This is a genomic window from Janthinobacterium paucivorans, from assembly GCF_051380805.1.
Lineage (GTDB): Bacteria > Pseudomonadota > Gammaproteobacteria > Burkholderiales > Burkholderiaceae_D > Janthinobacterium > Janthinobacterium lividum_D.
In genome coordinates, this window is record NZ_JBNYXR010000005.1 from 270,538 (window position 1) to 285,865 (window position 15,328).

General features: G+C 62.2%; 11 protein-coding genes. 4 read left to right on the top strand and 7 right to left on the bottom strand.

The window, feature by feature from the left end; genetic code table 11:
• Window positions 1–91 precede the first annotated feature (91 nt).
• Window positions 92–295 (bottom strand): transcription antiterminator/RNA stability regulator CspE, encoded by a 204-nt coding sequence (gene cspE, locus ACQ4V8_RS08755; protein ID WP_010395943.1) that lies wholly within the window; start codon window positions 293–295, stop codon window positions 92–94.
• A complete protein-coding gene (locus tag ACQ4V8_RS08760; RefSeq protein WP_142303304.1) occupies window positions 276–584 on the bottom strand; it encodes a hypothetical protein in 309 nt (102 codons plus the stop codon). Before ACQ4V8_RS08760 ends, cspE begins: the two co-directional genes overlap by 20 nt.
• A 32-nt stretch (window positions 585–616) precedes the next feature.
• Between ACQ4V8_RS08760 and clpS the strand changes: the two genes are divergently transcribed.
• Both clpS and clpA read left to right on the top strand, forming a co-directional pair.
• Complete coding sequence (gene clpS, locus ACQ4V8_RS08765) at window positions 617–919, top strand: ATP-dependent Clp protease adapter ClpS (RefSeq protein ID WP_010395945.1); 303 nt, start codon at window positions 617–619, stop codon at window positions 917–919.
• Window positions 916–3,216: an ATP-dependent Clp protease ATP-binding subunit ClpA gene (gene clpA, locus ACQ4V8_RS08770; RefSeq protein WP_010395947.1), complete on the top strand. Its 2,301-nt coding sequence runs from the start codon at window positions 916–918 to the stop codon at window positions 3,214–3,216. The genes clpS and clpA overlap by 4 nt, the downstream gene beginning before the upstream one ends.
• A gap of 49 nt (window positions 3,217–3,265) precedes the next feature.
• Here the strand turns inward: clpA and ACQ4V8_RS08775 are convergent, their stop codons facing one another.
• Window positions 3,266–3,475 (bottom strand): hypothetical protein, encoded by a 210-nt coding sequence (locus tag ACQ4V8_RS08775; protein ID WP_208760692.1) that lies wholly within the window; start codon window positions 3,473–3,475, stop codon window positions 3,266–3,268.
• Between the two features lie 37 nt (window positions 3,476–3,512).
• Here ACQ4V8_RS08775 and ACQ4V8_RS08780 point away from each other — a divergent pair, with 37 nt between their 5' ends.
• Window positions 3,513–6,869 carry a S41 family peptidase gene (locus tag ACQ4V8_RS08780; protein WP_436571246.1) on the top strand — a complete coding sequence of 1,119 codons (3,357 nt, stop codon included), beginning with the start codon at window positions 3,513–3,515 and terminating at the stop codon, window positions 6,867–6,869.
• A 5-nt stretch (window positions 6,870–6,874) separates the two neighbouring features.
• On the opposite strand, the gene ACQ4V8_RS08785 is transcribed toward ACQ4V8_RS08780, so the two are convergent.
• From ACQ4V8_RS08785 to prpR, 4 genes are all read right to left on the bottom strand, one after another.
• Window positions 6,875–7,594, bottom strand: a complete 720-nt coding sequence (locus ACQ4V8_RS08785; protein ID WP_070345573.1) for a LytR/AlgR family response regulator transcription factor — start codon at window positions 7,592–7,594, stop codon at window positions 6,875–6,877.
• Window positions 7,585–8,658, bottom strand: a complete 1,074-nt coding sequence (locus ACQ4V8_RS08790; RefSeq protein ID WP_436571247.1) for a sensor histidine kinase — start codon at window positions 8,656–8,658, stop codon at window positions 7,585–7,587. The genes ACQ4V8_RS08785 and ACQ4V8_RS08790 overlap by 10 nt, the downstream gene beginning before the upstream one ends.
• Window positions 8,659–8,661: 3 nt before the next feature.
• The gene (locus ACQ4V8_RS08795) at window positions 8,662–9,534 is read right to left on the bottom strand and encodes an alpha/beta fold hydrolase (RefSeq protein WP_436571248.1); all 873 of its coding nucleotides are present in this window, start codon (window positions 9,532–9,534) and stop codon (window positions 8,662–8,664) included.
• Window positions 9,535–9,725: 191 nt separating this feature from the next.
• Window positions 9,726–11,351: a propionate catabolism operon regulatory protein PrpR gene (gene prpR, locus ACQ4V8_RS08800; RefSeq protein ID WP_070345571.1), complete on the bottom strand. Its 1,626-nt coding sequence runs from the start codon at window positions 11,349–11,351 to the stop codon at window positions 9,726–9,728.
• 207 nt (window positions 11,352–11,558) lie between these two features.
• On the opposite strand from prpR, the gene ACQ4V8_RS08805 reads away from it, so the two are divergent.
• The gene (locus ACQ4V8_RS08805; RefSeq protein WP_436571249.1) at window positions 11,559–15,218 is read left to right on the top strand and encodes a sensor domain-containing protein; all 3,660 of its coding nucleotides are present in this window, start codon (window positions 11,559–11,561) and stop codon (window positions 15,216–15,218) included.
• The last annotated feature ends 110 nt before the right edge of the window (window positions 15,219–15,328 follow it).

The window sequence follows — 15,328 nt, forward strand, 5'->3', positions numbered from 1 at the left end:
TGGCGCGCCAGGGCAGGGTGCTGCACACCTTGCAGGCGAAAAAAAACCCCGTTGGACAACGGGGTTTTTCACATCTGAGGGCCGGCGGTGCTTAGGCTGCTTGGATGTTGGAAGCTTGCTTGCCTTTAGGGCCTTGCGTGACTTCGAATTGAACTTTTTGACCTTCTTTGAGGGTCTTGAAACCGTTCATGTTGATTGCGGAGAAATGCGCAAACAAATCTTCGCCGCCGTCATCTGGGGTGATGAAGCCAAAACCTTTGGAATCATTGAACCACTTAACTGTACCTGTTGCCATAAAAAGAACTTTCAAAATTAAAACAAATCACACGAGCCATAAAAGCAAGAAGCTTCTTGCCCCCTCCTCGACGTCTCATTCTTATCAAGCTGTACATTACTGCAACAGTCGATACAGCATTGTTGGCGGAATAAATAATGAAGTCAAGCGCTTTTCCATCGATATTGCCAAATTCTTCACAACAACCAAAAAAAGCAACTCTTGATTTTGACGGCAAGGTCGCCATCTGCGCAGTATTAAGAAAACGCGTAAGATTGAGAACAATTGGAAAGGCGCAGATATTGCGCATGACAACCACTGTGAAAGCATTAGAATAAGCGTATGGCAACCAAGCACGACACAGAAACCCTGCTGGAGCGGCAAGTGCTGAAGCCGCCACCGCTCTACCAGGTAGCCTTGCTCAATGACGACTACACCCCGATGGAGTTTGTGGTGGCCGTGATTCAGGAGTATTTCAACAAGGACCGTGAAACGGCGACGCAAATCATGCTCAGTGTTCATCGCTACGGCAAAGGAGTGTGCGGCGTGTTCTCTAAAGATATAGCGTGTACCAAAGTGGAGTTCGTTTTAACGCATGCGCGCAAGGCGGGGCATCCCCTGCAGTGCGTGATGGAGGAAGTATGATTGCGCAGGAATTAGAAGTAAGTTTGCACATGGCGTTTGTCGAAGCTCGGCAGGCACGGCACGAATTCATCACGGTTGAGCATTTATTGCTGGCACTGCTGGACAATCCCTCTGCTGCTGAGGTGTTGCGTGCCTGCGCGGTCAATATTGAAGACCTGCGCAAGACGCTCGCCAATTTCATCGGCGACAACACGCCGACTGTGCCTGGCACGGGCGAAGTTGACACCCAGCCGACGCTTGGCTTCCAGCGCGTGATCCAGCGTGCGATCATGCACGTCCAGTCCGCCTCGAATGGCAAGAAGGAAGTTACTGGCGCCAATGTGCTGGTAGCCATCTTCGGCGAAAAGGATTCGCATGCTGTCTATTACCTGCACCAGCAGGGCGTGACACGCCTCGATGTGGTCAATTTCATTTCGCACGGCGTGCGCAAGGACCAGTCGACGGAAAGCGCAAAAGCCTCCGAAGGCGTGGAAGAAGCGCCTGCCGATGGCCAGCCGAAGGAAAGCCCGCTCGACCAGTTCACGCAAAACCTGAACAAGGCCGCCGCCGAAGGCAAAATAGACCCACTGATCGGACGCGAGGAAGAAGTCGATCGCGTGATCCAGATCCTGTGCCGTCGCCGCAAGAACAATCCGCTGCTGGTCGGCGAGGCGGGCGTTGGCAAGACAGCCATCGCCGAAGGCCTCGCTTATCGCATCACGCAAAACGATGTGCCGGAAATCTTGCAAAATGCCGTCGTGTATTCGCTGGACATGGGCGCCTTGCTGGCCGGTACCAAATACCGTGGTGACTTCGAGCAGCGTCTGAAAGCCGTGCTGAAACAGCTGAAGGACAATCCGAACGGCATCCTGTTCATCGACGAAATCCACACCATCATCGGTGCCGGTTCGGCTTCGGGCGGTACGCTGGACGCTTCCAACCTGTTGAAGCCGGCACTGGCGAATGGCCAGCTCAAATGCATAGGCGCGACCACGTACACGGAATTTCGCGGCGTGTTTGAGAAAGATCATGCCTTGAGCCGGCGGTTCCAGAAAGTGGATGTCAACGAGCCGACCGTCGAGCAAACCGTGCAGATCTTGCGCGGTCTCAAGTCGCGCTTCGAAGAGCACCATGGCGTGAAATACACGGCGTCGGCCCTGACGACGGCGGCCGAACTGGCGGCGCGCTTCATCAACGACCGCCATTTGCCCGACAAGGCGATCGACGTTATCGATGAAGCCGGCGCAGCGCAGCGCATCTTGCCGAAATCGAAGCAAAAGAAAACCATCGGCAAGGCCGAGATCGAGGACATCATTGCCAAGATCGCGCGCATTCCGCCGCAAACGGTCAACCAGGACGACCGCAGCAAACTGCAGACGATAGACCGCGACTTGCGCAATGTCGTATTCGGACAAGATCCCGCCATCGACGCGCTGGCCTCGGCCATCAAGATGGCGCGCGCTGGCCTGGGCAAGACGGACAAGCCGATCGGCTCTTTCCTGTTCTCCGGTCCGACGGGCGTGGGCAAGACCGAGGTAGCCAAGCAACTGGCGTTCATCCTCGGCATCGAGCTGATCCGTTTCGACATGTCGGAATACATGGAACGCCATGCCGTCAGCCGTTTGATCGGTGCGCCACCGGGCTACGTTGGTTTCGACCAGGGCGGTTTGCTGACGGAAGCGATCACCAAGAAGCCGCATGCGGTCTTGCTGCTCGATGAAATTGAAAAAGCCCATCCGGACATTTTCAATATCCTGCTGCAAGTGATGGACCACGGTACCTTGACCGATAACAATGGCCGCAAAGCCGACTTCCGCAACGTGATCATCATCATGACGACCAATGCGGGTGCGGAAAGCTTGCAGAAGGCCTCGATCGGTTTCACCAATTCCAAGCAGGCAGGCGACGAGATGGCCGACATCAAGCGCATGTTCACGCCAGAATTCCGTAACCGCATCGATGCGACCATCAGCTTCCGCGCGCTGGACCAGGAAATCATCCTGCGCGTGGTCGACAAGTTCCTGATGCAGCTGGAAGAGCAGTTGCACGAGAAAAAGGTCGAAGCCGTGTTCACCGAGAAGCTGCGTGCTTTCCTCGGCAAGAAAGGATTCGACCCGCTGATGGGCGCGCGGCCAATGGCACGCCTGATCCAGGATCTGATCCGCAAGGCCCTGGCAGACGAGCTCTTGTTCGGCCGCCTGGTCACCGGCGGACGTATCACTGTCGACATCGACGACAAGGAGCAGATCTTGCTGGAATTCCCGGAACCGCCCGATGCGGCGCCGACGGCTGCACCGGAAACGGTGGAAGTGGAATAAGAACACCGAATCAAACCTTCTGCGCGTCGCGATTTGCGGCCTCCGATGCTCACTGTGCTCCAGCACAGTTCCGCGTCTCGGCCGCAACTCGCTGCCGCTCGCTACGGTTTTGTTCGGCGTTCAGAGCGTTTCTGCTCTTGTCGAAAAACCCGCCCACGAAAGTGGCGCGGGTTTTTTTACGTTTTTGTGGCCAATAAAGAAGGTTTTCTTCGGTCGTGCTTATGCCAGAATTGCTGTCCGGTATCGACATGATGTCCATGCCACCTTATTGCCCTGACCGCTATCTGGATGCTCGCATGAAAATTTCCCGCACTCTCGCCACCCTCCTGTTTTCCGCTGGTCTGCTCGGCAACGCTGCCGCCGCTCCTGCCAGCAGCTATTTCCGCTTTCCCGCCGTGCGCGGCGACAGCGTCGTCTTCACGGCCGAAGGCGATTTGTGGAAAAGCAGCGTGCATGGCGGCGCGGCGCAGCGCTTGACCACGCATCCCGGCTATGAAACGAATGCGGCAATGTCGCGCGACGGCCTGTGGCTGGCGTTTTCCGCTGCCTACGAAGGGGCGCAGGAAGCCTATGTGATGCCGCTGGCCGGCGGCTTGCCGCGACGTATTTCGTATGACAATGGCGCTGTGCTGGTGCTGGGCTGGACGGCGCAGGGTGAAGTGCTGGTCAGCACGCAAGGCACGGACGGTCCCGCCTCGCGCCGCATCGTCGCCGCCATCGACCCCGTGCAGCAGACGCGACGCGTGTTTCCCGTCGCTGATGCCAACGATGCCGTGCTCGACGACGCGGGCAAGACGCTGTTCTTCACGCGTTTCGGCCTGGCCATGACGAATGACAATGTGCGTAACTACCGGGGCGGCGCGCATGCCACCCTGTGGCGCTATGCGCTCGATGGCAAGGGCGAGGCCGTGCGCATGCATACCGAGCCTGCAGTGTTGGCAGGCAACAACAAACGCCCCATGTGGTGGCAGGGTCGTGTGGTCTATATCAGCGACGAGGGCGGCAGCGATAACCTGTGGAGCATGCTGCCCGACGGCTCCGATCGCCGCGCATTGACCAGCCACACGCAGTGGGACGTGCGCAACGCCGCGCTCGGTGATGGCAAGGTCGTCTACCAACTGGGCGCTGATCTGCATGTGCTGGACCTGGCCGCCCCTGCAACAGGCGCCTCGCAGCCGCTGGCCATCAGCCTGCTGTCCGATTTCGACCAGCAACGCGCGCGCCAGATCCGCTCGCCACTCGATACCTTGAGCAATGTCCAGCTATCGGCCAAGGATGAGCGCGTCATCCTCACGGCAAGGGGCCGTGTCAGTATCGCTGGCACGGGCAGCTTGCGCCGCGTCGATATCGCCATTCCCGAAGGAGCGCGGGCGCGCGATGCGGTCTTTTCCAGCGACGAAAAATCCGTCTTCGCCATCGTTGACACGAGCGGGGAAAACGAAATCTGGAAGTACGCCGCCGATGGTACGGGCAAGGGCGAGCAGCTGACGACGCACGGCGACAAGCACCGCTGGAAACTGTATCCGTCGCCGGACGGACGCTGGCTGGCGCACACAGATAAAAAAGGCCGCTTCTGGCTGCTGGACCTGACAAGCAAAGCGAACCAGCTGATCGATGATGCGGGCAAGGCGGGCGTGGACAAGCACGACGCAGTGCAATGGTCATCCGACAGCCGCAACCTGGCCATCGTGCGCGTGGCCAGCAACGAGCAGCGCGAGCAGATCGGCCTGTATAACATCGCGTCGAAGCAGTTGCAGTTCGTCACCAGCGACCGTTATACATCGGACTCGCCCGTGTTTTCGCCCGACGGGCGCTGGCTGTATTTCATGTCGGCGCGCAATTTCCAGCTGGCCAACGGGTCGCCGTGGGGTGACCGTAATATGGGCCCCGTGTTCGACAAGCGCATCGGCGTGTATGCGCTGGCGCTGCAGCCGGGCAACCGGTTTCCCTTCCAGCCCGACGATGAGCTGAGCCGCCCCGGCGTCAAGCCGGCCGAGACGGATGACGAAAAGGCAGCCGAACTGGCGGCGGAAAAGGCGCTGGAAAAGGTCGCTGGCAAGACGGCCTCGAAGAAAGCGGCGGCCGTGCTTCCGGACGTCGTCTTCAAGGGCCTGGCCGAGCGCCTGTATGAGGTGCCGCTGGCGGCCGGTAATTACAGCGCGCTCGCTGCCGACGACAAGCGCCTGTATTTCCTCGAGCGCGACAGCGGCGAGCACAAGTTCAGTCTGAAGACACTCGCCATCGGCAATACCGGCTCCAAGCCGGAACTGCTGGTGGCCGATGTGCGTGAATTCGACCTGGCCCAGGATAAAAAACATCTGTACTACAGGACAGCAAGCAGCGCGGCCGCCACCGGGCCGGGCGAGATGCTGGTAATCGAGGCGGGGGCCAAGCTGCCGGCCGACCTGTCGAAGGCAAAAGTCAAAGTCGACGACTGGACATTTGTCTCGAATCCGCGCCTGGAATGGAAGCAGATGTTCAACGACGCCTGGCGCTTGCATCGCGACTTCCTGTACGACGCGAAGATGCGCGGCGTCAACTGGACGGCGGCGCGCGACAAATATGCGCCGCTGGTCGAGCGGGTGACGGATCGGGCCGAGCTCAATGACGTGCTGGGCATGATGGTGGCCGAAGTGGGTGCCCTGCATTCGCAGATCCGTCCCGGCGAATTGCGCCGCACGGAACAAGAAGGCACGCCGGCTGGCCTGGGGGCTGTGCTGGTGCGTACCGGCGATGGCTATCAGGTCGAGCATGTCTATCGCAGCGAAGTGGAATTGCCTTCGGCGCGCTCACCCCTGTCGCGCCCCGAGGTAGACGTGAAGGCGGGCGACGTGATCACGGCCGTCAATGGCAAGGACGTGCTGGCCGCGCGCGATATCAGCGACCTGCTGCTGAACCAGGCCGACAAGCAGGTGTTGTTGCAGGTTAAACGTGGCAAGGGCTTGCCGCGCGCCGTCATCGTCACGCCCGTCAACATGGCAAAGCAGACAGCGCTGCGCTATGGCGACTGGGAATTGAGCCGCGCCGAGCAGGTGGCAGCCGCTTCGCAAGGGCGCATCGGCTACCTGCATTTGCGCGCCATGGGCGCCAACGACATCGCCTCGTTCGCGCGCGACTTTTACGCCAACATTAACCGCGAAGGCTTGATCATCGACGTGCGGCGCAATAACGGCGGCAATATCGATAGCTGGATCATCGAAAAACTGCTGCGCAAGGCCTGGGCCTACTGGGCGCCGCCGGGCGTGCAGCCGTCATCGAACATGCAGAACACGTTCCGTGGCCACCTGGTGGTGCTGGTCGATGAACTCACGTATTCGGATGGCGAGACTTTCGCCGCCGGCATCAAGGCATTGAAACTGGCACCGCTGGTGGGTAAGCGCACCGCTGGCGCCGGCGTCTGGCTCAGCGACAATACGCGCCTGCTCGATAACGGCATGGCGCGTGTGGCTGAAAACGGCCAGTTCGGCATCGACGGACAGTGGCTGATTGAAGGCGTGGGTCTGGTGCCGGACGTGGAGGTGGAGAACCCGCCGCATGCCACTTTCCTGGGCGCTGACCGCCAGTTGGAAGTAGCGCTCGACATGCTGGCGAAAAAACTCAGGGAGCAGCCGCATCCCGCCTTCCAGGCGCAGCCTATTCCGGCCCTGAAGTAAGGTCGCTACAGGCCGGTGACGGCCTTGAACTGTTGCGCGCGGCGGCGCGACACCTCGACCACGCTGCCATCGAGCAGGTGCAGGTCGAGGCCATCGGCCGCATTCGGCGCCACTTGCGCCACCTGTGCCAGGTTGACGATCTGGCGCCGGTTAGCGCGCAAGAATAGCGCAGGGTCGAGTTTTTCTTCCAGCTGGTTCAGGCTGCGCAGCATGAGCGGATGCTGGGCGCCGAAATGCACGCGCGTGTAGTTACCTTCCGATTCGAGCAGGTGGATATCGTCAAACGCGACGAACCAGCAGCGCTCCCCATCCTTGATGAAAACCTTGCGCGGTGCGGGTCGCGGCACGGCTTGCGCCCGCACGCCTGCACGCGCCAGCGCCGTGGCCAAGCGCGCAGCCTGCACGGGTTTTTGCAGGTAGTCGAGCGCGCTGACCTCGAATGCCTGCAGCGCGTACTGATCGAAAGCCGTACAAAAAATGACGTCGGGCACCGCGTCGAGCGTGGCCAGAAGGTCGAAGCCGGAGCCGCCCGGCATCTGCACGTCGAGCAGCAGCAGGTCGGGCTGCAGCTTGCCGATCTGCGCGACGGCGTCGGCCGCGCTGGCCGCCTCGCCCACGATGTCTACCGCGCCGCGCTGCACATGCGGCGCCAGCAGCCGCCGCAGCTCGGCGCGCGCCAGGCGCTCGTCATCGACCAAGAGTACCTTGAGCGGCGCTACGTGCATGCTTGCTCCGGCAAATGGATGGTAGCGTACACCCAGCCCGCCTGCTGGCGTAAATCCAGGCTGGCGCGCTCGCCGCAGGCAAGCTGCAAGCGCTGGCCCGCATTGCGCAGTCCAACGCTGGTGGAGCTGCCGGGTTCGCGCAAGGCGCCCGTGTTAGCGACCTCGATCTGTAGCATGGACGTGCCGTCGCTAGGGCTGGCGCGTCGCGCCGCGATGCGGATATCGCTGCCATCGGGACTCGTTTCCACGCCATATTTGACGGCGTTTTCCACCAGCGTTTGCAAGACCATGGGCGGTATGCGCACCTGCCCGATGTCGGGCGCGCTTATCTCGATGGCGAAGCTGACGCGCAGGCGTTCCTCGAAGCGTATCTGTTCGATCGCCAGGTAGGCGCGCACGGCATCGAGTTCGTCTGCCAGAGCCACCGTGGCGTGCTGGCCCGATTGCAGTGCATGGCGCATCAGGCCTGCCAGCTGGTCAATCATGTGCGCGGCCGCCTGGCGGTCTTCGAAGATCAGCGCGCGTATGCTATTGAGGCTGTTGAAGAAAAAATGCGGATTGACTTGTGCCTGCAGGGCACGCAGTTCTGCCTCTCGCCCGTTCAGCTGCAAGCGCAGCGTTTCCGCTTCCAGGTGCGCGGCACGGCGCAGCGACAGCGCGGTGAAGTAAAACACTGTCCAGGTCAGGAAAACTCCGAACCAGAACAGCAGCGCACCGGGCAACCAGGCCAGGCCGCGCAGGACATCGGGTGGATACATGACGTAGAAGGCGGCCGTCACGCTGGCTGTCTGGATGGCGCTCAGCAGGGCCAGTGACGGCACAATGCGCTTCCAGCGCAAGCCGTTTTTCGCCCAGCCGCGCCGACGCAGAATGCCGCGCCACAGGTGCGACAGCAGCAGCCCGCCCAGTGATCCCCAGCAGGCAATCGCGATGACAATGCGCAGCTGCGTCGAGCCGCCATACACGCTGTTGAACAAGGCCAGCGCGCCCCAACCGGCGAGCTGGAAGGTCCAGTACCAGTTGATCCTGGCCAGCAGCGGCGGACGCTGCACGGACGCGTTCACTGCCTAGTCCAGGAACTGTTCGACGCGCGCATACATCCAGTCCGGCTGGTCATACATGATGAAGTGTCGGGCCGTGTCGGCCAGCACGATCTGCACGCCGGGCAACTGCTGGTACTGCTGCTGGAAGGTGGCTTCGATGGCGGTGCGCGGGGCATACGCCTGGTAGGCGATCCAGGTACCCAGCACCAGGGTGGGCGACTTCACTTTCGTCATTTCCTGGCGCAAATCGCTGGCCATCAGGGTGCCCATGGCGCTGATGACCGTTTCGCGGTCCGAGCGCTGGCCCCAACCGATGATGCGTTCCACGTCAGCCGGCGCGCTGGCCATGGTGGCGACAGTACGGTGCTGGGCGGCGCTGGAACTGGCCTCATCCTGCGCCCGCATGGCTGCCTGCATCTGTCTTGACATGGCTTGCAGCTGCGCCGGCGTGGCGCTTGGCATTTGCACCGCACCCAGCGCCGGCAGCGAGTCGACGATCACCAGCTTGCCTGTCCGGGTGGGGTGGTCGATGGCCATTTTCAGGGCCAGGAAGCCGCCCAGGCTATGCCCGATGATGGCAGGCTGGCCCAGCTTGTTGGCGCTGATATAGTCGGCCAGCTGCTGTTCTGCCTGTGCCAGCAAGTCGCCTTCGATGGGCTTCACGCCGGCAAAGCCGGCCAGGGTTAGCACGTGGCAGGCATGCCCGGCCTGCGCTCCGCACAGACGCGCCACCGTGCCTTGCCAAACTTCGCCTGAAGACGCCAGTCCGGGTATCAGGATCAGGGGCCGGCCTTGGCCGGTGACGTCGACTGTGAAGGCTGCGGGCGCGGCGGCCTGGCTGGCGCCCGCCAGCATCACGGTGGTGAGCAAGATTAATGTTTGCAATGTGCGTTTCATAGGGTACTCCTCCTTGATGAACATCCTATCAGCGCAGGCGCCACGCAACCAGCGCTGTGGGATGAGCGGCGTCAGGGCGGGATGAACGGCTCAGATCCATGCGTCCTGATCCTGGCAGTGCTCGGGAAGATAGGCCAGGTATTGCACATGCGCGTCGACGGGCCATGGTCGGCGGTGGCGGGGGGAGGACATCAGCCTGTACGCAGCCGGCGCCACAGCGTCGTGCGGCTGATGCCCAGGTAGTCGGCCGCGGCATCGCGGCGGCCGCCAAAGCGCGCCAGTACTTCGCTGGCGCTTTCGGGCCGGACAGGTGGTGGTGCCGGCAAGGCGTCGCTGGCCGGCATGCTTGCCGCCTGGGCCGCCTGGGCCAGCTCGGGGGCGACCCCCAGCACGAAGGCCGGCGTCAGCGCCTGCAGTGGTTCGGCGGCCAGGAACAGGGCCAGGCGTTCGGCCAGGTTGCGCAGTTCACGCACGTTGCCGGGCCAGTCGTAGCGGCGTAACAGCGGCGCGCAGGCCTGGATTTCCGCGTGCAGGTTGGGGTGCGGGCGGGCGCCCAGCGCAGCCAGCGCGTTTTTCAGCGACCATTCGGCCAGGCCGGCAATGTCGTCGGCGCGTTCGCGCAAGGCGGGCAAATGCAGGCGCAGCACCGCCAGGCGGTAGAACAGGTCGGCGCGGAAACGACCTTCGCGGATGCGTTGCTCGAGGTCGCAGTGGGTGGCGCTGATGATGCGCACACTGATGGCGATGGGCCGCGTGCCGCCCACGCGCACCACTTCGCGCTCTTCCAGTACGCGCAGCAAGCGCGTTTGCAGGGCCAGCGGCATTTCGCCAATTTCATCGAGGAACAGGGTGCCGTGGTTGGCCGCCTCGAACAGGCCTGCATGGCCGCCCCGGCGCGCGCCTGTAAACGCTCCGTCCTCGTGGCCGAACAGCTCCGATTCGAGCAGGGATTCGGCGATGGCGCCGCAATTGATGGCGATGAAGGGCCGGTTCGCACCCAGGCTGCGCGGGCTTTCTCGGTGGATGGCCTGCGCTACCAGTTCCTTGCCGCTACCCGTCTCGCCCTGGATCAACACTGTCGCCGGCGAGCGGGCATACAGCACCACCGACTGGCGCAGCGCTTCCATCGCTTCCGATTCGCCGCGCAAATCATGCAGGCCATGGCGCGCGCGCAAAGTGTCGGCCACTACCGCGCGCCGGCCCCGGTTCGATTCGATCTGGGTCAGGCGCGCCAGTTCCAGCGCATCGTCGAAGGCGCGCCGGATGGCCGTGGCCGAATACACGAAGACGGCGGCCAGTCCGGCCTCTTCGGCCAGGTCGGTGACGAGGCCCGCGCCAACGACGGCCTTGATGCCGGCTGCCTTCAATTCGTTGATCTGCGCGCGCGCGTCTTCCTCGGTGGCATAGGTGCGTTGCGCAATATGCAGGCCGAAGGTGGTAGCAAATTCGGCCAGTTCCGGCATCGGGTCCTGGTAGGTGATAACGCCGATTTGCGGCGAAATGCGCCGTGCGCGCGCCAGCGCCTGCATTACGTCGTAGCCGCTGGCCTTGGCGATAATGACGGGTACCGACAGCCTTCCTTTCAGATAGGCGCCGTTCGAGCCGGCCGCGATGACGGCGTCGCAGCGCTCGGTGGCCATGCGTTCGCGGATATGGCGTACGGCGTCGTCGAAGCCCAAGTTGATCGGTTCGATCGTCGCCAGGTCGTCGTACTCGAGCGTGATGTCGCGGAATAGGTCGAACAAACGCGACACGGAGACGGTCCAGATGACGGGTTTGTCGCGCTGGTCGAGCGGAGGTTGAGGAGGGCGGCGCATGCTTTATTTTAAACGATTTGTTTCATTTTTTTGCCATCGAACGGCTTTGCAACGGGCGTGTTGCAAACAGCCTGTGACGTTTCATATATGGTCCATAATGAATATGGAAAAACCGCCGAAAACTGGTTTATGATCTAGTAGCAGCATGACGCTTGAAAATTTTTCCCAGGCGTATGTTTACTTTGCCTTTAACCATCGATGGCGTCCATGCACCGCGTACCGACCAGTCCCGATTTCATCGCCGAGGCCTTGCAGCTGATCGCCTTGCCTGCCTGCGCCTGCGATGCCAGCGGCATGGTAGTGGCGGTGAATGACGCCTTGAGCGCCTTGCTGGGCAGGGATGTGTCTGGCCGGCTGCTTGCCGAGTGTTTTGCCGACGCCTACCGCGCGTCGAGTACCAGCATGCTGCGTGGCGCGCTGGGTGTGGCCGGGCGCGAACGGCACTGGGACAGCAGCCTGCAGGGAGCCGATGTCGCCATCGCCGTGCAGGTATGGGCCAAGCCGCTGCCGCTGGGCGAAGGCTTGCCGGGCGCGACGCTGGTGTTTGCCGATATCAGCGTGCAGCAGCGCAACCAGCAAGCCTTGCGCAAGACCTTGCTGGAACAGCAGGCCATCTTGGAAAGCGCGGCCGTGGGCATCGTGTTTTCCAAGGGGGGCTTCATCGAGGAGTGCAATATCCGCGCCGCCGAGATGCTTGGCTATGCACGTCACCAGTTGACGGGCATGCCAGGCGCGGTGCTGTACCGCTCCGCCGAGCATTGCCGCACCCTGGGGCTGGAAGCGGCGCCGCTGCTCTCGAAAGGTAAGCCCTATCGCACCGAACTGGAATTGCGGCGCCAGGACGGTACGCTGTTTTGGAGCCGCCTGCACGGGCGCGCCGTCGATCCTCTCAATACGCATGACGGCACGGTGTGGATCATCGAAGATATCAGCGACCATCGGCGCGATGAAGACCAGTTGCGCCGTGCCTTGCTGGAAATGCAGGCCGTGATGGACAACGCGCCGCTGGCGATCGGTTTTCAGCGCGACAAGGGCGTGCTGCGTTACAACCGCCGCTTTGCCGAATGCTTTGGCTTTGATGGCGACAGTGGCGTGGGCCTGGCCGTCGCCGACCTGTATCCGTCGCGCGCGGCGTATGAGAACGTGGTGCGGCAGGCGTCGCCACTGCTGCGGCGCGGCCAGCCGTTCCAGGGCGAGATGGAGATGCGCCGCCGCGATGGCTCCACATTCTGGGCGCTGGCGTATGGCTACGTGCTGAACCCGGAGAGCCAGACCGACCGCGGCTTGCGCGACACGATCTGGCTGTTCGACGACCGCAGCGCGCAGAAGGCAGCCGAGGAGGCCACGCGCCAACTGATGCTGGAGCAGCAGGCCATCCTCGACAATGCGTCCGTCGGCATCCTGTTTTCGCGTTCGCGCCTGGTTTTGCGCTGCAATCCCCGCTTCGCCGAAATGTTCGGCTACGCGCAGGAAGAGATGATGGGCTTATCCACCGCCGAGCTGTTTCCCTCACCCGCCGCCTATGAGGAGTTTGGCATGCAGGCCAAGCCCCTGCTGGGACAGGGCTTGCCGTACGAGCAGGATGAAGCGCTGTTCCGCCGCCGCGACGCCAGCCTGTTCTGGTGCCGCATCCGCGCCAAGGCTGTCGACCAGGCGCACAGCGAGCAGGGCACTATCTGGATCATCGAAGACGTCACGGCCAGCCGCCAAGCGCAGATGGAGGTGGCAGCCATCATGACGAATGCATCGGTGAGTATCTTGTTTACCAAGAACCGCCAGATCTCGCGCTATAACCTGGGCTTTGCCGCGATGTTCGGCTACAGCGGCGACGAGGCGCTGGGCTTGCCCGGGCGCGCGCTGTACGTGTCGCAGCAGTCCTACGAGTTGCTGGGCGCGGCAGCCTTCCCCTTCCTGTCGCTGGCCAAGCCGTTCCAGACGGAAGTGGAAATGATGCGCCGTGACGGCAGCACCTTGTGGGCGCAGTTGATCGCCTATGTAGTCAATCCGGACGATCCCGCCGCTGGCACCATCTGGATTATCGAGGACCGCACGGAAGCCAAGCGCGCCGAAGAATCCTTGCGCAATGCGCTGTTGGAAAACCAGGCCATTCTCGATAGCGCCGTGCTGGGCATTTCGATGGTCGAGGGCGGCTACAATTTGCGTGCCAACAGCAAGATGGAAGAACTTTTCGGCTATGCCTCCGGCGAGATCAACGGCCTGTCGGTGCAGGCGCTGTATCCGGACGAGGCCGCGTGGGAAACCGCGCGTGGCGAGACGGCGCGCGATTTCTGCGCGGGCCGCGTGCACATGTCGGAATACCAGCTGGTGCGCAAGGATGGTAGCCGCTTCTGGGCGCGCCTGTCCGGCCGGCCGTTTGACCTGGCGCATGCGCATGGCCGTTCAGTATGGCTGGTTGACGACGTGACGGCGCGCCGCGAGGCGGCCGAGGCGGTGCGCCGTGCGCGCGACGAACTGGAACTGCGCGTGCAGGAGCGCACGGCCGAACTGGCCGGTGCCAATTTGCTGCTGCAAGGAGAGATCGTCGAGCGGCGCCAGGCCGAGGCACGCGTGCTTCACATGGCTTATCACGACAATCTGACCGGTTTACCGAACCGCGCGCTGCTGTCGGACCGCTTGGAACGGGCCATGCTGGCTGCGCAGCGTTCTGCGCGCAAGCTGGTCGTGATGTTCATTGATCTGGATCGTTTCAAGACCATTAACGATTCGCTGGGCCACATGACGGGCGATTTGCTGCTCAAGGAAGTGGCTGTCCGCCTATGCCACGCGGTACGCGCCAGCGATACGGTGGCGCGCCTGGGCGGCGATGAATTCGTCGTACTCTTGCCAGGCATCCACGACACCGACGAAGCGGCGTGCATGGCCGAGAAGATCATCGAGGCGCTGATGCCCGCCTTTCCGCTCGACGGCCATGTGCTGCACGTGACACCGTCGATCGGCATCTGTATGTATCCGGACGATGGCGGTGATGTCGATACCCTGATGCGCCATGCCGACGCGGCCATGTACCACGCCAAGGGCAATGGGCGTAATAATTACCAGTTTTTCACGCAGACGATGAATCAGACGGCGGCCCTGCACTTCGACCTGGAAAGCAGCTTGCGCACCGCGCTGGCGCAGCAGCAGTTCGAATTGTTTTACCAGCCCATCATCGATATCGCCACGCGCCGCCTGCATAGCATGGAAGTGCTGCTGCGCTGGCGCCGCCCCGGTCACGGCCTGGTGCAGCCAGACCGCTTCATTCCCATCCTGGAGGAAAACGGCTTGATCGTGCCGGTGGGCGAATGGGTCATGCGCCAGGCATGCGAGCAAAGCATGGCCTGGCAGTGCCAGGGTTTGCAGCCAGTGCCCTTGGCGGTGAATCTGTCGCCACGCCAGTTCATGCACAGGGGCTTGGTGGCGGCCATCGGCGCGGTGGTGCGGGAAACTGGCATCGATCCGGCACTGCTGGAATTCGAGATCACCGAGACGGCGCTGATGCAGCACGGCGAGCATACGCTGGAGATTTTACGGCAGATTAATGGCATGGGGCTGCGCCTGTCGATCGACGATTTCGGCACTGGCTATTCCAGCCTGGCCTACCTGAAGCGCTTCCCGGTGAAAAAGGTCAAGATCGACCGTGCCTTCATCAAGGACCTGGAATACAGCGCGGAAGACCGCGCCATCGTGGCGGCCATCATCGCGCTGGCTGACAGCCTGCAGTTGTCGACCGTGGCCGAGGGCGTGGAGACGGAAGAGCAGTTCGCCCTGCTGCAGGCGAACGGCTGCCGTTATGCGCAGGGCTATCTGTTTTCTGCCCCCGTACCTGCAGCCGATGCGCAACTGCTATTGGAGCGACGCAGCACTTAATTGACGGTGGCCATGACGGGTGCATGGTCGGAAGGCTGTTCCCACTTGCAGTGGTCCACTTTCGATGATGCCCGCACGGCTTAATCGATGGTTGCCACAACCGGTGCATG

Bases quoted from the DNA above. Each gene is read 5' to 3' on its own strand.
- cspE (WP_010395943.1), bottom strand. From the start codon at position 295: ATGGCAACAGGTACAGTTAAGTGGTTCAATGATTCCAAAGGTTTTGGC.
- ACQ4V8_RS08760 (WP_142303304.1), bottom strand. From the start codon at position 584: ATGCGCAATATCTGCGCCTTTCCAATTGTTCTCAATCTTACGCGTTTT.
- clpS (WP_010395945.1), top strand. From the start codon at position 617: ATGGCAACCAAGCACGACACAGAAACCCTGCTGGAGCGGCAAGTGCTG.
- clpA (WP_010395947.1), top strand. From the start codon at position 916: ATGATTGCGCAGGAATTAGAAGTAAGTTTGCACATGGCGTTTGTCGAA.
- ACQ4V8_RS08775 (WP_208760692.1), bottom strand. From the start codon at position 3,475: ATGGACATCATGTCGATACCGGACAGCAATTCTGGCATAAGCACGACC.
- ACQ4V8_RS08780 (WP_436571246.1), top strand. From the start codon at position 3,513: ATGAAAATTTCCCGCACTCTCGCCACCCTCCTGTTTTCCGCTGGTCTG.
- ACQ4V8_RS08785 (WP_070345573.1), bottom strand. From the start codon at position 7,594: ATGCACGTAGCGCCGCTCAAGGTACTCTTGGTCGATGACGAGCGCCTG.
- ACQ4V8_RS08795 (WP_436571248.1), bottom strand. From the start codon at position 9,534: ATGAAACGCACATTGCAAACATTAATCTTGCTCACCACCGTGATGCTG.
- prpR (WP_070345571.1), bottom strand. From the start codon at position 11,351: ATGCGCCGCCCTCCTCAACCTCCGCTCGACCAGCGCGACAAACCCGTC.
- ACQ4V8_RS08805 (WP_436571249.1), top strand. From the start codon at position 11,559: ATGCACCGCGTACCGACCAGTCCCGATTTCATCGCCGAGGCCTTGCAG.